The organism is Arthrobacter sp. ov407 (assembly GCF_900102895.1).
GTDB lineage: Bacteria > Actinomycetota > Actinomycetes > Actinomycetales > Micrococcaceae > Arthrobacter.
The window spans coordinates 106,569-121,192 of record NZ_FNGD01000013.1; the positions used below are offsets into that span (position 1 = coordinate 106,569).

General features: G+C 64.7%; 14 protein-coding genes. 6 read left to right on the forward strand and 8 right to left on the reverse strand.

Annotated features, from left to right (window positions below; genetic code table 11):
- The first annotated feature begins 77 nt into the window (after window positions 1-77).
- On the forward strand, window positions 78-1,055 hold the full coding sequence (locus BLS42_RS16385) for a carbohydrate kinase family protein (protein WP_090583045.1): 978 nt from the start codon (window positions 78-80) through the stop codon (window positions 1,053-1,055).
- A 281-nt stretch (window positions 1,056-1,336) separates the two neighbouring features.
- Here BLS42_RS16385 and BLS42_RS16390 read toward each other — a convergent pair whose 3' ends face one another.
- Window positions 1,337-2,233, reverse strand: coding sequence for an SDR family oxidoreductase (locus BLS42_RS16390; RefSeq protein WP_256336513.1), 897 nt, complete (start codon window positions 2,231-2,233; stop codon window positions 1,337-1,339).
- Window positions 2,226-3,209, reverse strand: a complete 984-nt coding sequence (locus tag BLS42_RS16395; RefSeq protein ID WP_176803481.1) for a helix-turn-helix transcriptional regulator — start codon at window positions 3,207-3,209, stop codon at window positions 2,226-2,228. The genes BLS42_RS16390 and BLS42_RS16395 overlap by 8 nt, the downstream gene beginning before the upstream one ends.
- Before the next feature lie 206 nt (window positions 3,210-3,415).
- On the opposite strand from BLS42_RS16395, the gene BLS42_RS16400 reads away from it, so the two are divergent.
- Window positions 3,416-4,069, forward strand: coding sequence for a M15 family metallopeptidase (locus BLS42_RS16400; protein WP_090583049.1), 654 nt, complete (start codon window positions 3,416-3,418; stop codon window positions 4,067-4,069).
- Window positions 4,070-4,125: 56 nt separating this feature from the next.
- Here the strand turns inward: BLS42_RS16400 and BLS42_RS16405 are convergent, their stop codons facing one another.
- From BLS42_RS16405 to BLS42_RS16415, 3 genes are all read right to left on the reverse strand, one after another.
- Entirely contained in the window at window positions 4,126-6,081 is a 1,956-nt protein-coding gene (locus BLS42_RS16405) for a glycoside hydrolase family 32 protein (RefSeq protein ID WP_090583051.1), read from the reverse strand.
- Between the two features lie 115 nt (window positions 6,082-6,196).
- Entirely contained in the window at window positions 6,197-7,795 is a 1,599-nt protein-coding gene (locus BLS42_RS16410) for a glycoside hydrolase family 68 protein (protein WP_090583053.1), read from the reverse strand.
- A gap of 472 nt (window positions 7,796-8,267) precedes the next feature.
- The gene (locus tag BLS42_RS16415) at window positions 8,268-9,746 is read right to left on the reverse strand and encodes an MFS transporter (RefSeq protein ID WP_090583055.1); all 1,479 of its coding nucleotides are present in this window, start codon (window positions 9,744-9,746) and stop codon (window positions 8,268-8,270) included.
- A gap of 84 nt (window positions 9,747-9,830) precedes the next feature.
- Here BLS42_RS16415 and BLS42_RS16420 point away from each other — a divergent pair, with 84 nt between their 5' ends.
- Both BLS42_RS16420 and BLS42_RS16425 read left to right on the forward strand, forming a co-directional pair.
- Window positions 9,831-10,208 (forward strand): MarR family winged helix-turn-helix transcriptional regulator, encoded by a 378-nt coding sequence (locus BLS42_RS16420; protein WP_090583057.1) that lies wholly within the window; start codon window positions 9,831-9,833, stop codon window positions 10,206-10,208.
- 121 nt (window positions 10,209-10,329) lie between these two features.
- On the forward strand, window positions 10,330-11,205 hold the full coding sequence (locus tag BLS42_RS16425) for a PhzF family phenazine biosynthesis protein (RefSeq protein WP_090583059.1): 876 nt from the start codon (window positions 10,330-10,332) through the stop codon (window positions 11,203-11,205).
- Window positions 11,206-11,210: 5 nt separating this feature from the next.
- Here BLS42_RS16425 and BLS42_RS20320 read toward each other — a convergent pair whose 3' ends face one another.
- A complete protein-coding gene (locus tag BLS42_RS20320) occupies window positions 11,211-11,363 on the reverse strand; it encodes a hypothetical protein (protein ID WP_176803483.1) in 153 nt (50 codons plus the stop codon).
- A gap of 484 nt (window positions 11,364-11,847) precedes the next feature.
- Window positions 11,848-12,105, reverse strand: a complete 258-nt coding sequence (locus BLS42_RS16435; RefSeq protein ID WP_090583063.1) for a hypothetical protein — start codon at window positions 12,103-12,105, stop codon at window positions 11,848-11,850.
- Between the two features lie 274 nt (window positions 12,106-12,379).
- Here BLS42_RS16435 and BLS42_RS16440 point away from each other — a divergent pair, with 274 nt between their 5' ends.
- Entirely contained in the window at window positions 12,380-13,093 is a 714-nt protein-coding gene (locus tag BLS42_RS16440) for a TetR/AcrR family transcriptional regulator C-terminal domain-containing protein (RefSeq protein ID WP_090583065.1), read from the forward strand.
- A gap of 24 nt (window positions 13,094-13,117) precedes the next feature.
- On the opposite strand, the gene BLS42_RS16445 is transcribed toward BLS42_RS16440, so the two are convergent.
- Window positions 13,118-13,939, reverse strand: a complete 822-nt coding sequence (locus BLS42_RS16445) for a hypothetical protein (protein WP_218122123.1) — start codon at window positions 13,937-13,939, stop codon at window positions 13,118-13,120.
- Between the two features lie 253 nt (window positions 13,940-14,192).
- Here BLS42_RS16445 and BLS42_RS16450 point away from each other — a divergent pair, with 253 nt between their 5' ends.
- Window positions 14,193-14,609: a hypothetical protein gene (locus BLS42_RS16450; RefSeq protein WP_090583069.1), complete on the forward strand. Its 417-nt coding sequence runs from the start codon at window positions 14,193-14,195 to the stop codon at window positions 14,607-14,609.
- The last annotated feature ends 15 nt before the right edge of the window (window positions 14,610-14,624 follow it).

The window sequence follows — 14,624 nt, forward strand, 5'->3', positions numbered from 1 at the left end:
GCGGACCCGGCTGCCGGTCCGCGGACTGAAGCGGTTCTGAACAAGCCCCGCCATCAGCTTCCCACGAGAGACACACCATGGATTACCTCAAAACAGCCCGGCCCGGCGCTCACCGTTCCCTCGACGTCATCGTCGTAGGCGAAGCGCTGATCGACGTGGTCACAACGTCAAACGACAAAGTGGAACACCCCGGCGGCTCACCGGCCAACGTCGCCTACGGACTTGGCCGCCTCGGCGTAACAACAGGTCTGCTCACGGCGATTGCCCCGGACGCGCGGGGAGACTCTATCGAAAACCATCTCCGCAGCGCGGGAGTCATACTTCTGCCCGGATCAAAATCGCTCACCCGGACAGCATCGGCAACAGCAACCCTTGAACCGGACGGATCCGCCAGGTACGACTTCGACATCACCTGGGACCTTGCCCCAGCAGCCCCCGCCTACGTCCCCAAAATACTGCACACCGGTTCCATCGCCACTTTCCTCAAACCCGGCGCCGGCGCCGTGAGATCGCTGCTCGAACAGGCACACAGAGACTGCATGATCACCTACGATCCCAACATCAGGCCAGCCCTGCTCGGCAGCCATGCAGAAGCGAAGGCCACCTTCGAAGAGCTCGTGCCACTAACCGACGTCGTCAAACTCAGCGACGAAGACGCCCAATGGCTGTACCCCCAAAAAAGCCTGGACGAAACCGCAGCCCACATCCTCGGTTTGGGCACCGGACTTACGGTCATCACCAAGGGCGCCGAAGGCTCACAATTCTCCACTTCCGCCGCTAACATCAGCATTCCTGCAGTGAAGTCCAAAGTTGCCGACACGATCGGCGCCGGGGACTCCTACATGTCCGCCCTGATCCTGGGCTTTCTAACCCGAGGAACCGAAGGCTTCGCCCCAGCTGTCTTGGAGCAGCTTGGACACACCGCAGCTGCAGCCGCGGCCATTACCGTTCAGCGCCCGGGAGCGAACCCCCCGACCCTGGAAGAACTCGACATCGCCGTCGAAGCCCATCCCCTAGCCCAATACGCCGGCTCCCGAAGCGCGTCGTCAAGATAACGGTTGCCATACGCGTGGAATCAACCCGAATCAGATCGGCCAGTTCTGCACGGGTCAGAACCAGTTCGCGGCGAGCTGGCGGGCTGTGGCCGCGCCGATGCCGCTGCTGGTGCCGGTGACGAGGGCGACGGTCCCGTTCAAATGCGATGTCATGGCTGTGTTGTCCTCATGAACGATGGCCGGTTTTGGGCCGCGGAAAGCCCGCGGGGTCCGGCTGATCTGTGGTGGTGGGGCTTGGTGGACGACGGCGGGACATCCCGCCGTCGTCCGCTCGCGTCTTGTCAGGCGTCGTCGTGCGCGAGGTTGCTGGAGAGCTCGCGGTGCGCCCCTGCCTGGTCCTGGAGCGCCTTGGCCCGAGTTTCGAAGACACCGACGGCGTCTGCGCCGGCGGCAAAGCGCAGCGGCGGCTCGTCCAGTTCGGCGAGCTGGATCAGCGCGGCGGCGAGCTTGGCGGGGTCCCCGCCCTGCTGTCCGTCCATGCTTTGCCAGGCGGCGACGGTCTGGCGGGTGCGGTCGGTGTAGTCGTTGATCGTGGATTCGGCGTAGCTGGTGGATTCCGGGGTGAGCAGTTCCGTGCGGAAGAACCCCGGTTCCACGATCATGGTGCGGATCCCGAACGGGGCGACTTCGGGGGCCAGGGACTCGGCCCAGCCCTCGACGCCGAACTTCGACGCGGCGTAGGCAGACAGGAACTCACCGCCTACGATCCCCGCGGTCGAGGAGATCGTGAGCACCAGCCCAGATCGCTGGGCGCGCAGGACCGGCAGGGCCGCACGGGTGACGTTCATGGGCCCGAACATGGTGGTTTCGATCTGCGCACGGAAGTCCTCCGGGGTGATTTCCTCGAAGAACCCGGCATAGAAGTTGCCGGCGTTGTTCACAAGCACGTCGATCCGGCCAAACCGGTCGACGGCGGCCTGCACGGCCGCTTCCGCCGCGGCGGGGTCGGTGACGTCGAGCGTCACAGCCAGCAGGTTCTCGCTCTGGCCCACGGCCTGGGCGACCTTTTCGGGGTCTCGGCCGGTGGCGACCACGGCGTGGCCGGCGGCCAGGGCCGCCTTCGCGATGTCAGTCCCCATGCCGCGGCCGGCGCCGGTGATGAACCAGACCTTCTTCCCGGGCATGCTTTCCTTGTGTTCGCTCAGGTGGTGCTGGTCACTGGTTTTCTGGTCACTCATGTGATGGTTCTGTCTTTCCTGGGTTCGGTGATCCCGGCTGCGCATGGGAGCGCATCTCAGGGACGGTGGGTCCACCGGTAGGACCGCCGGTGGTGGTTGTTTCGGGAGGTGATGCCGCCCAGCTGGCGAGGAACGTCAGCGCGTTTTCGGACGCGGACCCCGGCTCGGCCGTGAAGGTGAACAGGGTCTGTCCCTCATCGCCGGGAAGGTGAAGAGTCTCGAACTGCAGCGACAATTCCCCGACGACCGGATGGTGAAATCGTTTGGTTCCCGTGGTGTGGATCCGCACGTCATGGCCAGCCCACAATGCGGCGAACAGCCCGCTACGTGTAGTCAGCTCCCCAACCAGCTCGTTCAACGCCCTGTCGTGCGGGTTCCGTCCTGCTTCCAGGCGCAGCATCGCCACCGTGGTGGCCGCGATCGCGCGCCAATCGGGGTAGAGGTCACCCGCGCGCGGATCGAGGAAGAGGTAGCGCGCCTGGTTCGGCAGCCGCTCCGCGCTGTCCGGCCCCGGCTGTGCGGCGGAGTTGAACACCTCCGCGTACAGCGCGCGGCCCAGCAGGTTGGCTGCCAGCACGTCCGAACGGCCGTTCTGCACCAGAGCCGCCACTCCGGTCATGCCATCCAGAAGACGCAGGACCCCGGGCCGGACCCGCTGCTGCGGTGGCCGGCGCGGCACCCGACGCGACGGCGTGTTGACCGTCCTCGCCAGGTCCATCAGGTGCGCCCGCTGGGCGTCGTCAAGCTGAAGGGCCGAGGCGACAGCCTCGAGCACCGAGTCTGAAACGCCGCGTAGGCTGCCGCGTTCAAGCCGGGTGTAGTAGTCCGTGCTCACCCCGGCGAGCTGCGCCACTTCCTCACGGCGCAGGCCTGGCACGCGGCGCAGCTCCCCGTAGCTGGCGATGCCGGCCTGTTCCGGGCTGATCTTCGCTCGCCGCGAGATCAGGAACTCACGGATTTCCTCTTTGCTGTCCACATCCACCACGCTACGCACGCCGGGCGGCCGGTGGCAGTGTCTATCAGACACCCCCAATCACTCCAACGTGGCCGAAGGCGCGGAACCGTCCTCCGTTGACCATCTAAGAGCGTTCAACCCTCGACCACGGCCCTGCACATCGGTAGAGTTCCCGCATCTGTTCCGAACACTTCTTGGGGGCCATCGTGCTTAAAGGAATCAGCAGGATGACAGGGGCTGTGGCGGGGCTGGTGCTTTCGCTCGGCATGATCGCACCATCGGTGACGGCAGTGGCCGCGGTGGGCTACGACTTCGATTCTGCCTCCAGCCTGCAGGTGGTGGTCAACAAGCACCGGCAGCTGAACCCGGCCGCTTATGTGCCGGGGCAGTTGGTCAGGGTCCAAGGGGAACGGTTGCGGGCGCAGGCCGCGGACGCCTACAAGCAGTTTGCCAAAGCCGCCAAGGCGGCCGGCGTGAACGTCATGCCGATCAGCGGCTACCGTTCGTTCAGCGAGCAGGCCAGCCTCTATGACAGCTACGTGCGCCAGTACGGACAGGCGACGGCGGATACGCTTGCCGCCCGGCCCGGCTACAGCGAACACCAGACCGGCCTGGCAATGGACATCGGCAATGCCAGCGGAATCTGCGCCCTGCAAGCGTGCTTCGCAAATACCCCGGCGGGGCGATGGGCGGCTGAGCACGGCTGGGAATACGGATTCATCATCCGATATCCGGCCGGGGCCGGGGCCACTACCGGCTACACCTACGAGCCATGGCATCTGCGCTATGTGGGACGGGCCATCGCCGAGGATATGCAAAGCACCGGGATTACCACCCTGGAGAAGTACTTCGGTCTGGAAGCGGCGCCGGATTATGTTTAAGGAGAGATTCTCTTCCCCGCCGTGGGGTGTGCCGTGGACCGGCCGCAAGTCACTGGTCAGTGTGTGGAGGCCAACCGCCTGTAGCTGAAGGACTTCAGCGTCAGGGTGCCGCCCGCCGTGACGGCTTTGATGCTCGGCGTCCCCGCGGTGGGGAAAACGAGTGACGTCATGGTCTTTTTCCCGCCGTTGATGAAAACCTCCACCGAGCTATAGTCGACGAAAATCGATAACTCCACTTTCCCGTCTCGCGCTGGGCTGACTGCGCGTCGCGATGCCCGATAGTCCGGACTGAGTTCGGCCTTGCCCGTGGCGGCAGCATCGGCATCGCGGGAGATGAATGCCGATTCGTCGGCAAAGTCATATCCGACCGTCGCGAACGTTCCCCCGTCGCTTCCGAGCTCGATCCTCGCTTCGGATCCGTCGTCGTCCGCCGTCCGTTCAAGAGTCACATCGAGCCGGTACGCCCCGCCTTCCGGAGCCGGCAGCCGTCCTGCGCCGTCCTGTGTCATTCGGCGTTCCCGAGTTGTTGCCACCGGGCCTTCAATGGACTTCAGGGCGGCGGAGGGGTTGGACACAAGGGTCGGCTTTCCCGCGATTGTGTCCAGCCGTATGTCGCGCACGATGGAGTCGGCGCCACCGTGCCAGTCTTCGGTGGGCAGCTGCCGGGCGTACGCCCAGTTGTTCATCCACCCGATGGCGTGCCGGGAGGACATCCGCTGGCTTTCGGTGAGTCTCGGGTCATCCCACGTCACGGCGGCGTAGAAGTCGGAGCCGGCGTCGAGCCACTGATGCGGCTCGCCGGACGGGGTGAATCGGGTTCCGTCCCACTCGCCAGTCCAGTAGGCGACGCCCGTGGTGAATCCCTCTTCGCTCCCGTTGGCGCTGGCGGCCAGGACCCAGGTCCGTTTGGATGGATCGCCGTCCAGATCCAGCTGGAAGAGTTCAGGGCATTCGAGGAAGCCCAGGCCGGTGCGTTCGACGCCCGAGGCGTAGCGCCAGTTCTTCAGGTCCGGCGAGGTATACATGCCGATTTTGTCGCCTTCGGCCAGGGCCATAACCCATTGGCCGTGGGCTTCATCGCGGATGATCTTAGGATCCCGCCAGTTCGGTTCGCCGGGGTTATCCATCACCGGATTCTGCGCATACGCGGTGAAGGAGTATCCGTTGTCGGTGGAATAGAACAGGGATTGCCGCTGGATGCCCTGGTCCTGTTGCGTCATCACCGCGAGGACGGCGTCTTTGCCAAAGCCGGCCGAGTTGTCGTGGTCCACCACGGCGCTTCCGGTCTCGATGTCGCCCAGCCCGTTTTTGTACTTGGCGATCGCCACCCCTTCGTCCTTCCAGTGCACCAGGTCTGTGCTGGTCAGGTGGTACCACTCGGTGCCGTTCTCCTTCGGGTACCCGGCGTTGTAGAGGTAGTAGTAGTGCCACACGCCGTCCAGCAAGATCGGACGCTGCGGATCATTCATCCAGTTCTTCCCGGGCGTGATGTGATAGCTCGGCCGGAACTCGGATGCCCCCTCGGGCCGGTCGAAAGCCGAAATCGCGGGCGCCGGCGTCTGCCGTGACACGCCCAGATCGGCGAGCATGGACTCGACTGCTTCGGGGCTCACGCACTCCGGGCGAACCACCCCACCTGAGCCTGCACGGACCACCCGGTCCTCCACGCTGGACATGACCTCGACGTCATTTCCGATCCGTGCGGCTGCCACCCACCCGCCGGGGCATTCGATGCTCCGCAGGTCCGCCACACCTTCGGTCCGGATCGGATGCGCCAGCTTTTCAAGAGTGCGGTCGCCACTGCTGAGCCAATAGGAGCCGTAACGCCCGTAGGATTCCTTGGCTTCGGACTGGGCGTCGGCGATGCCCCGGAGCGCCTGCTCGGCCTGGCTCTGGGCGGCCTGGCTCTGGGCGCCCGGACGGGATCCCGTCGCGGGGACCAGCGCCAGCGCGACAAGAACGGCCGCGGCCGCTGCTGCCACCACAATCCAGATCGTCCGAAGGTTTTTCATGATTCAACATTCCTGGTTCTGGTGGAAGCCATCCGACCCCATCTATGGCCCGTATATGCGAAGGACGGAAGCGCCCGGAATTCCGGGCGCTTCCGCCTCATGACTGCCTACTGCACTACTTGGAGAGGCCGGCACCGCCGACGTTGAGGTTCGTGGGCAGGTACCCGAACGGGCCCAGACCGTTCTGGCCGAAGGTGCGGTCAACTGCCGAAACTCCGTTGCGGAAGTTGATCTTCACAGTGGGCGAGAGTGAACCGCCGCGGACACCGTTCACGTTGTCGATGAAGGACTGCACCAGTCCGCCCGGCTGCACGTAGTGCGAGTAAGCCTGGAACTGGCGGCCGTTCTGAAGAGGATTCGGTCCTTCGGGCGCGTTGGCCGGCATGTTCAGGTCCGTGGGGGAAGCCAGAGCCAGGCCGCTGTTGTTCATCGGCTGGTAGTCGGAACGGACACCGTTGCCCACGAAGCCGTAGACGCCGTCGGGGCCGCGCATTCCGTCAGCGTAGGTGAACTGGTGGCTGATGGTGAACAGGTAGTACTTGTTCTTGCCGCCCTCGTCCTGGATGAAGATCTGCGGGCGCTCGGTCTGGTCGTTGACGCAGTTGGCGGACAGGATCGGCGGCAGGAAGTGCCACTTGGTCAGGTCCTTGTTGTCCGCGACGGCCAGGCCCACGTTGGCGGTCTGGAACCATGAACCGGTGGTGGTGTTCACGGTGTTCGTCGATTCAGCGTAGGCATCGCCGGGCTGGTAGCCCAGGTCCGCGTCCGTGCACTTGTAGTCGCCGCGCTTGCCGCCGGTGTTGCCTTCGAAGACCATGTAGGTCTTACCCGGGTGCGCCGGGTCCGCAAACGTGTACGGGTCCCGGAAGGCAAAGCCCGGGTTCTGCGCCTTGTTCTGGTACATGACGCCGTCGGGCTCGAGGAGCTTGGTGTGCTCGAAGCCGTCGAAGCTCACGCCGTTCTTGTCAGCGTGGATGTTGCCCAGGGCCTTGGCAATCACGGCATCCGGGGCGATTCCGCCGCCGCCGGCGTTGCGCTCGGCAACGTCGTAGAACGTGGTTGCCGTGTAGAAGACGTTGACGTGGTTCCCCTGCATGAGACGGGTGGAACCGGACCATTCGGTGTTGCCGATGGAGGTGTTGTCCAGGAACAGGTGTCCACCGTAGTTCCACTTATCCTTGGCCGGGTCGGCATTGGTCTTGCGGAAGAAATAGCCAATCCGGGCGTTCCAGTGCCGCTGGTCGAAGCCGTAGCCAGCGTGGCGGTCGGCAACGAGTGAGAAGATGACGTCCCAGCCCTTGTAGCTGATCTGGTTTGCGTTCTCGTCGGTCAGGGACCAGGTGTCCCAAACCCACACGTCGTCGTTCATGGCCGGGAAGTCCTGCGGGATTTCCGGCATGGTGACGTTCGGGCTCATGGAGTTCTGGCCCGGGGACACGGCGGTGCTGCTTTGGGCCATGATCTGCTTGGCATCCGCACGCGTCCACTTGGAGGTGAAGGCCGCGGCCGGATCGAAGGCCTGCTGGGTGTGCTTCGTGGGCAGGGGGAAGCCGGGCGTCGGAGCCGGCATCTGCCCGCCGCTCGGCGGATCCGAGGGCGTGTTTGCCTGCGCCGACGGAACGGAAAGGAAGACGGAGGCCGCCACGGCCGCCGCCAGTGCTGCGGCGACAGAACGCCACCGCAGCTTCCGGGGTGTATTGGGGTGCTCGTGCATTTTTGCTCTTCTCGCGGAGTGAGACCATTCGTGGAAGACGGGCGTATGCCCTCATTCCCCGAAACTCCGGCAGCCCCGATGACACCGCAGGCGTCATCGAGGACGCCATTGTGTCGAGGAGGCGGGACGTCGGTAGGGCCCCGCCTGATGGCCCGGGAGGGTGCTGATTTCCCGGACGTTCATCACCGTAGACAGTGCTGGCGAGGATTCAAAACCACATTTCCGGTGCTAAAGAGGCTCAGAACGCATCGAATGTAAGCGCTTGCACAACACACTACGCGCGCGTGCCATGACTCAAATTTTGAGTCAAATGTGTCCTAAAAAATATGCTTTATTTTCCAAGTCGCAGGCTGTTCACCCGTTTGTTGCGCCGCAGTCGCCCTCCATTCAGCCCACCACGGCGGATTGGCCATCGCGAACCAGAGCCCTCGGCCTAGGCCGAGGGCTCTGGTTGGAAGTCACGTCCAGGCGGTCAGTGTTCTGCTACCACCCGTTTCCGGCTCCGGGATGGCGCCGCTGCGATCAGCAGGGCTGCAACCGCCACAGCTGCGCTCAGGATCAGGCCCGGGCGATACTGTTCCAGCATGGCCGCCGCATCCAGGCCAGCGCCGCCGTCGGACGCGTTGCCGTGACCGCTGACCATGGCAGTGGTGACGGCAAGAACCAGGGCGGCCCCCACCTGGGTGCTGGTCTGGATCAGGCCGGCCGCCAGGCCCTGTTCAGCATTCCGGATACCCGCGGTGGCCTGGACGTTGATTGACGGGAAGGCCAGGGCGAAGCCGACGCCCAGCAGCAGGACCGAGGGCAGAATGTCCGTCACGTAGTTCGGCGAGGTGCCCACCCGAAGGAACAGCAGATAGCCGAGCGCCAGCGAGGCCAAACCGGTCCGGATCAGCCGCGGGGCGCCAAACTTGTCGATGAGCCGATCCGCGAAAGGTGCGCTCGAGGCCACCAGCAGGCCCGTGGGAAGAAGCGCCAGGGCCATGCCGAGGGGGCTCCAGCCCAGCACGGACTGCAGGTAGAGCGTGAGGATGAACTGGAAACTCAAATATGAGCCGAACAATCCCACGGCGCTGAGGTTCGCCCGCGCCACCCAACCTTCCCTGAGGATGCTGAACCTGATCAAGGGGTGCCTGACCCGGTTCTCGATCACGGCGAAGGCTGTCAGCACCGCTGCGGAGGCCACGAATCCGGCGATAGTTGCCACAGATCCCCAACCATTCCCGGGTGCCGCAACGAGTGTGTACACGAGCCCCAGCATGCCGGCGGCGAGTGTGACGGCGCCCCAGAGGTCATGCCCGCTGTCGTTATTGCTGCCTTCGGCCCTGCCGGCGGCGTTGTCCCGGGGGATGTATTTCAGGCCAAGAATCACGACGGCGACCGCCACCGGTACCGAGACCAGGAACGTCCAGCGCCAGCTCATCGCAGTCATCAGGCCTCCGACGACCAGACCGAGCGAGAAGCCGCTTGCGCCGAAGGTGGTGAAGATAGACACAGCCCGGTTGCGTTCGCGACCTTCCGCGAAGTTGGTAGTGATGATCGAGAACCCGGCAGGAGCGGTGAACGCGGCGGCAAGGCCCTTGAGGAAGCGGGTGCCGATCAGCAGGGCGGGGTCATCCACCAGGCCGCCGAGCAAGGAAGCTGCGGCAAAGACGCTGAGCGCGATCAGGAAGATGCGCCGCCGGCCGAGCAGATCGGCCATCCGGCCGCCCAGCAGAAGGAGACTTCCGTAACCGAGCACGTAGGCGGAGACAATCCACTGGAGCGACTCGGTTCCAAGGTGGAGTTCGGTTCCGATTGAAGGCAGTGCCACACCGACCATGGATACGTCCAGCGCATCGAGCGCCAAAACGGTGCACAGGACCAGGAGAAGCATCCACTGCGCACGGCTCCAGCGGACGGGAGCAAGCCGTTCTCCGGCAGGTCTTTCAAGAGTGGAAGTTGAGGTCATGTCACCAATTTATATGACGCGTCATTGAATGACAAGGAATATTATGACGTGGACTTTTATTTCGTCATGAACTAGAATTTGGGCATGGCAACACCGCAGGACCGCCAGTTGGTAGAGCAATGGCGCAGCATCCAGACCACGTACTTTCGCACCGCGGGGGCGATCGACCGCGCCCTGGAATCGCGGTTCAACATCGGCCTGACTGAGTTTGAAATCCTGGATCTCGTGGCCGAAAGCGCAGACGCAGCGTGCCGGATGAAACAGCTGGGTGAGCGCACCCCCATGACCCAGAGCGCCATGTCCAAGGTGGTGGATCGGCTCGACAAGGCCGGGCTCATTTCCCGCCACTCCTGCGAAGATGACCGGCGTTCACTCTTTCTGGAACTCACCGACGCCGGCCGTGCACTCCACCGGGCAGCCGCGATCGAACACCGCGCCCTGCTCAAGGAAAACCTGGCCTGAGACACAGCGCCAAGATTGCCGCGGCGCACCCTCGCTTAGCCTCCCCATGAGGCCTTGTCATAAACCGTCCCCCTTGATGGACGGCCGCTGCCGCGGTGGCTAGACATGGGAGGATCGGGGTATGGAAAACACCCCCGAGGTCCTCCGTTATGCGGCTTTTTCCACGACACCAAACGGCGGCAATCCTGCCGGCCTGGTCCTGGATGCCCGCCATCTGGATGATGCCGGGATGCTGGCAGTGGCGGCCGCCGTCGGGTACGCCGAAACGGCCTTCGTGACGGAGCCGGGTGTCGACGGGGACCCGCGCCGGAGCCGGGTTCGGTACTTCTCGCCGATCGCCGAGGTGCCATTCTGTGGCCATGCGACCATTGCGCTGGCCGTTGCGCTGAGCGCACGCGACGGGGCGGGATCGTTCACCTTCGACACCCCTGTCGGCCCGGTCCTCATCGAAACAGCGGGTGACGGCGACGACATCACCGCATCGTTCACGGGCGTTGAGCCGCAGCTGGCCGCATTCGACGACGACGTCCTGGCCGACCTCCTGGGCTTGCTCGGCGTCGGGCTGACCGATATCGATCCCGCCTATCCGCCGCGGATCGCGTATTCGGGGAACTGGCATCCGGTGCTGGTCTTCGCCGACAGCAACCTTTTCGACTCCTTTGCCTTCGATCCGGAGGCGGTGCGCCAGCTCATGGACGCACAGGGTTGGGCCGCAACGGTTGCCGTCCTGCACCGGATTGCGGATGGCGAATTCGAGGCTCGGAATCTGTTCCCGGTGGGAGCCATCACGGAGGACCCCGCAACAGGGGCCGCCGCGGCAGCGGTCGGCGCCTACCTGCGCATTCTGGGCCTGGTCGAGCCCCCGTCGAGAGTCTTGATCCACCAGGGACGGCACGTCGGCCGCCCTAGCCTACTGACAGCGGACATTCCCGCTGCCGGCGGAATAGTGGTCAGCGGCAGGGCCGTCCGGATCCCCGCCGCTGCGGGCAACAGCTGACTTGTTTAGCTGTTGCCGGTGTAGACGAGGCTGTCGGAGTCGATTTCGCTCGCCGGGGCATCTGCAAGTCCCTGCGGGGACAGATCCATGTCCATAAGCCCGGACTGTTGATTGCGGGCCGCGGAGTGCCCGGTGGTGGGTGTGCTGTGGTTGGTCACGGTGTGCCCCTAATACTTTGTTGGATTCAGACCCGGGAGGATGCTGCCTGTCATGGGTGGGGTATTTCCATCTGGAACCCGCACCGGCACCGCAGAACACGCGTCCGGAGATAGTCGCCCAGAAAATCCTGGGTCCCGGTGTGAGTGGAAACCGGCCGGTGCGCGCTGCGCCGCTCGGGGTCCACCGCGGACATCGGCTCCTGGCAGTGGCGGTAGGTGTCGTCCCGGTGAACGGCGCCGCTGCTGTTCCCAGTCCGCCCCGCGATGGTTGCGAGAAAGGCCGCAGTTGTAGCCACCACGTGCGAGCTACCGCACATGGTGCAGCTGATGGCGGCCGCGAGGGTTTCCTGCTGCGGATTCATCATGGCGACGGAATCCACGAGGAGGTGCCGGTCGGTTTCGCATGTCGCGCACCAAGGCCGGCGGCCTCGGGGCTGGTGGGCATCCCGGGGCACGTACGTGCTTGACGTGATTGTCATCCGGGTCAGACCAGGCCCGGGTAGCTGGCCAGGATGTAGTCCGCTGCGGCCGGTCCTTTCATGCGGAGGCCGTTGCGCCTGGGATGGATCTGCTTCTCTTTCATTGCCGCCCAGAAGGCATCTTCGGAGCGGGGCGTGGCCTGGCTAAGGAAGCACCAGCTGGTGTACAGGCCGTAGAGGCAGTCACGGCCCAGGGCGTGGTCGGATGCAGGGTCCCGCGTAGTGGCTTCCTGCAGGAATTGGTCGTACTGAGAAGTTGCCATGAGTGGCTCTTTTCCTCGCGGTGCATTTTGTGCCGCCATGTGGCTACAGCAGCTAAGCCTCAATGCCGTGCACGCGGCACTGAAGCCTGATCCCGGATTGCTGTCTCACAGAAGTTCCGGGAATAAAGCGCTGTTGGACTGGAGATCCACATGCCGCGGAAACCGGTCAAAACAACTTCTCTACACTGTAGACTGTAGGCGTAGACTACACATTAAGCAATCGGCTTAGTTCCTTGGAACTGTGACTTGTCCGCACCGACCCGAACGGAACACCATGTCGCCCGAAGAGCATCCGGCGCCCCCAGCGGCTTCCAGCAAGAAGACGCGACTCAACCGGGAGCTTGTTCTGTCCGCGGCGCTGGCACTGGTGGACGCCGAAGGACTCGACGCCCTCACCATGCGCAGGCTCGGACAGGAACTCGGGCGGGATCCCATGAGCCTGTACCGCTACGCCGCCAACCGCGCGGCATTGCTGGACGGCGTCTCAGAACTCGTCCTAGATGAACTGGCCATCATTCCCGATGACCCCAACTGGCAGGCGCAGCTCCGGCGCATTGCCCACGATTTGCGACTCCTGGCGCTCCGGCACCCCAACGTCGTGCCCCTCCTCGTGACCCGGCCCCTGTCAACACCCCTGGGCCTCCGGCCACTGGGGACGCTGCGGCCGCTGGAGCAGATCCTGTCCCTGCTGATCGACGCCGGGTTCGCTCCCGAAGACGCACTGCACGTCTACCGCGCCTACTACGGATACCTCTACGGGCACATCCTCAACGAACTGCAGGAATTCGTCGTAGACCCGGACGAAAACGAGGCCCTTCTCCGCCTGGGTCTGCACCGTTTGCCGCCGAAAGACTTTCCCCGCCTCCGGGCCCTCGCTCCCGTCCTCGCCGATTACGACGGGATGACCGAACTGGATGAAGGAATCACCATCCTGCTTTCGGGGCTCGCAGCCCGCCACCCGCTACCGGGAGCCCCGACCAAACCCTAATCCGGAGCTTCCCTCGCTAGGAAGCTAGGACTCGTCTGGCGCCCCTGACTGCCCTTCCTTCGTGCCGGTTTCAAAGGGCTTGCCTGTGGCCGGAGGTTCGCCCGCCGCGAGACGGTCCGACTCTCGAGCCCCAACAACGGACTGGGCTCCGCCGGATCCGGCTTCGGCAGGTGATGGGCCAGGCGGCACGGCCCCTGCGGGCGGAGCAGCGCCGGTCGCGGTCCGCTGCCCCCCGGTCATGGCGGGGTCGTTGAACACCTGCTCGACGGGCGACTCGCCTGTCTTGGCCCGTTCCGGACTTGAATGATCCCCCTCCGCGTTGGTGCCCGCCTCAGCGACGTCGATCGCCTCGCCCACATCTGCACCGCTGCGGGAGTGATGGGCCGGGACACCGGCACCCGACGAAGAGTGCCCGGCCTGCGACGCAGTGGCTTGGCCGCCCTGCGGGTCCCCGGTCATCGGCTGATCGTTACGCGTACCTGCTTCGGCCCTGCGCAGGGGGTCCACAGTACCGTCCGCACCGTAGTCACCCTCGGCGTACTGACCGATTTCCGACCCGGCCGTACGTCCCGGAGCCGGACCGGCGTCGCCATAGTCGCCCGCCACGTAGCGCCCGGACTCTTTGGCCCGGCCACCCAAGGGTTCGGGCAGACCGCCCTCGCTGCCGGCGGCACCGAAGTCACCTCCGATGTATTGGCCTTCCTCGTCCTCCGCGTGGCGACCTCGCTGCACGCCGGCCTTGCCATAGCTGCCTTCGACGTACCGGCCCCGAAGCTCCCGTTCTTCCGGTTTCTCTTCCGTGGCCGGCTTATCCGCGGGCAATTCAGAGTCTCTGCGGTCTGTCATGATCCGGCCCTCCTGAGACGAGCTCATGCGTCTACTCCGGCGCAATTCAAGTCTAGCCAGAGCCGCTGCACCCCGACAGGGGCGCCTTCCAAAAGCGATGGACAGACTCTCGCCGGGGAACTATGTGGCGTAGGCAAGGGCGCCGTCGACCCAGGTCTCAAGGACGGGGATACTGGGCCGCCACCGACTCGCCAAGCGCTCCGGAGGCCCTGTGGCCCTACTCCAAGGGGACGCAAATAAATATCATCGCGTCATGGAACAGCTGCAGGACACGAGCGCTGAAGAACCGGCGTTGTCTGCCACCACGGTTTTCGCCAGTCTGGCGGAATTGAGGGACGCCCCTGGCTATAGTCCAGCGGCAATAGCCGAACGGCTAATAAACTCGCTGGGCATGGATGCTGCGGCACCTCTGCTGGGCGTCGATGTGGAACTCCTGGACCGCTGGGCATCGGGCCAGGATGCGCCGAACGCGGCTGGCCGGCTCCGGCTCGCGGACCTGGACGCCCTTGTCGGGCACCTCCACTGTGCTTTCACTCCAGCCCAGGCCATGCTCTGGATGTGCAGTCCCAACGTGCAGCTGGGCTCCAGACCAATCGATGTTTACCGCACTCAGGGGTCGGCGCCGGTGATCGGCGCCATCCGGGCCCACGTGCAGGAGGCCCTCGGCTGACGGTGAGCGCGTCCG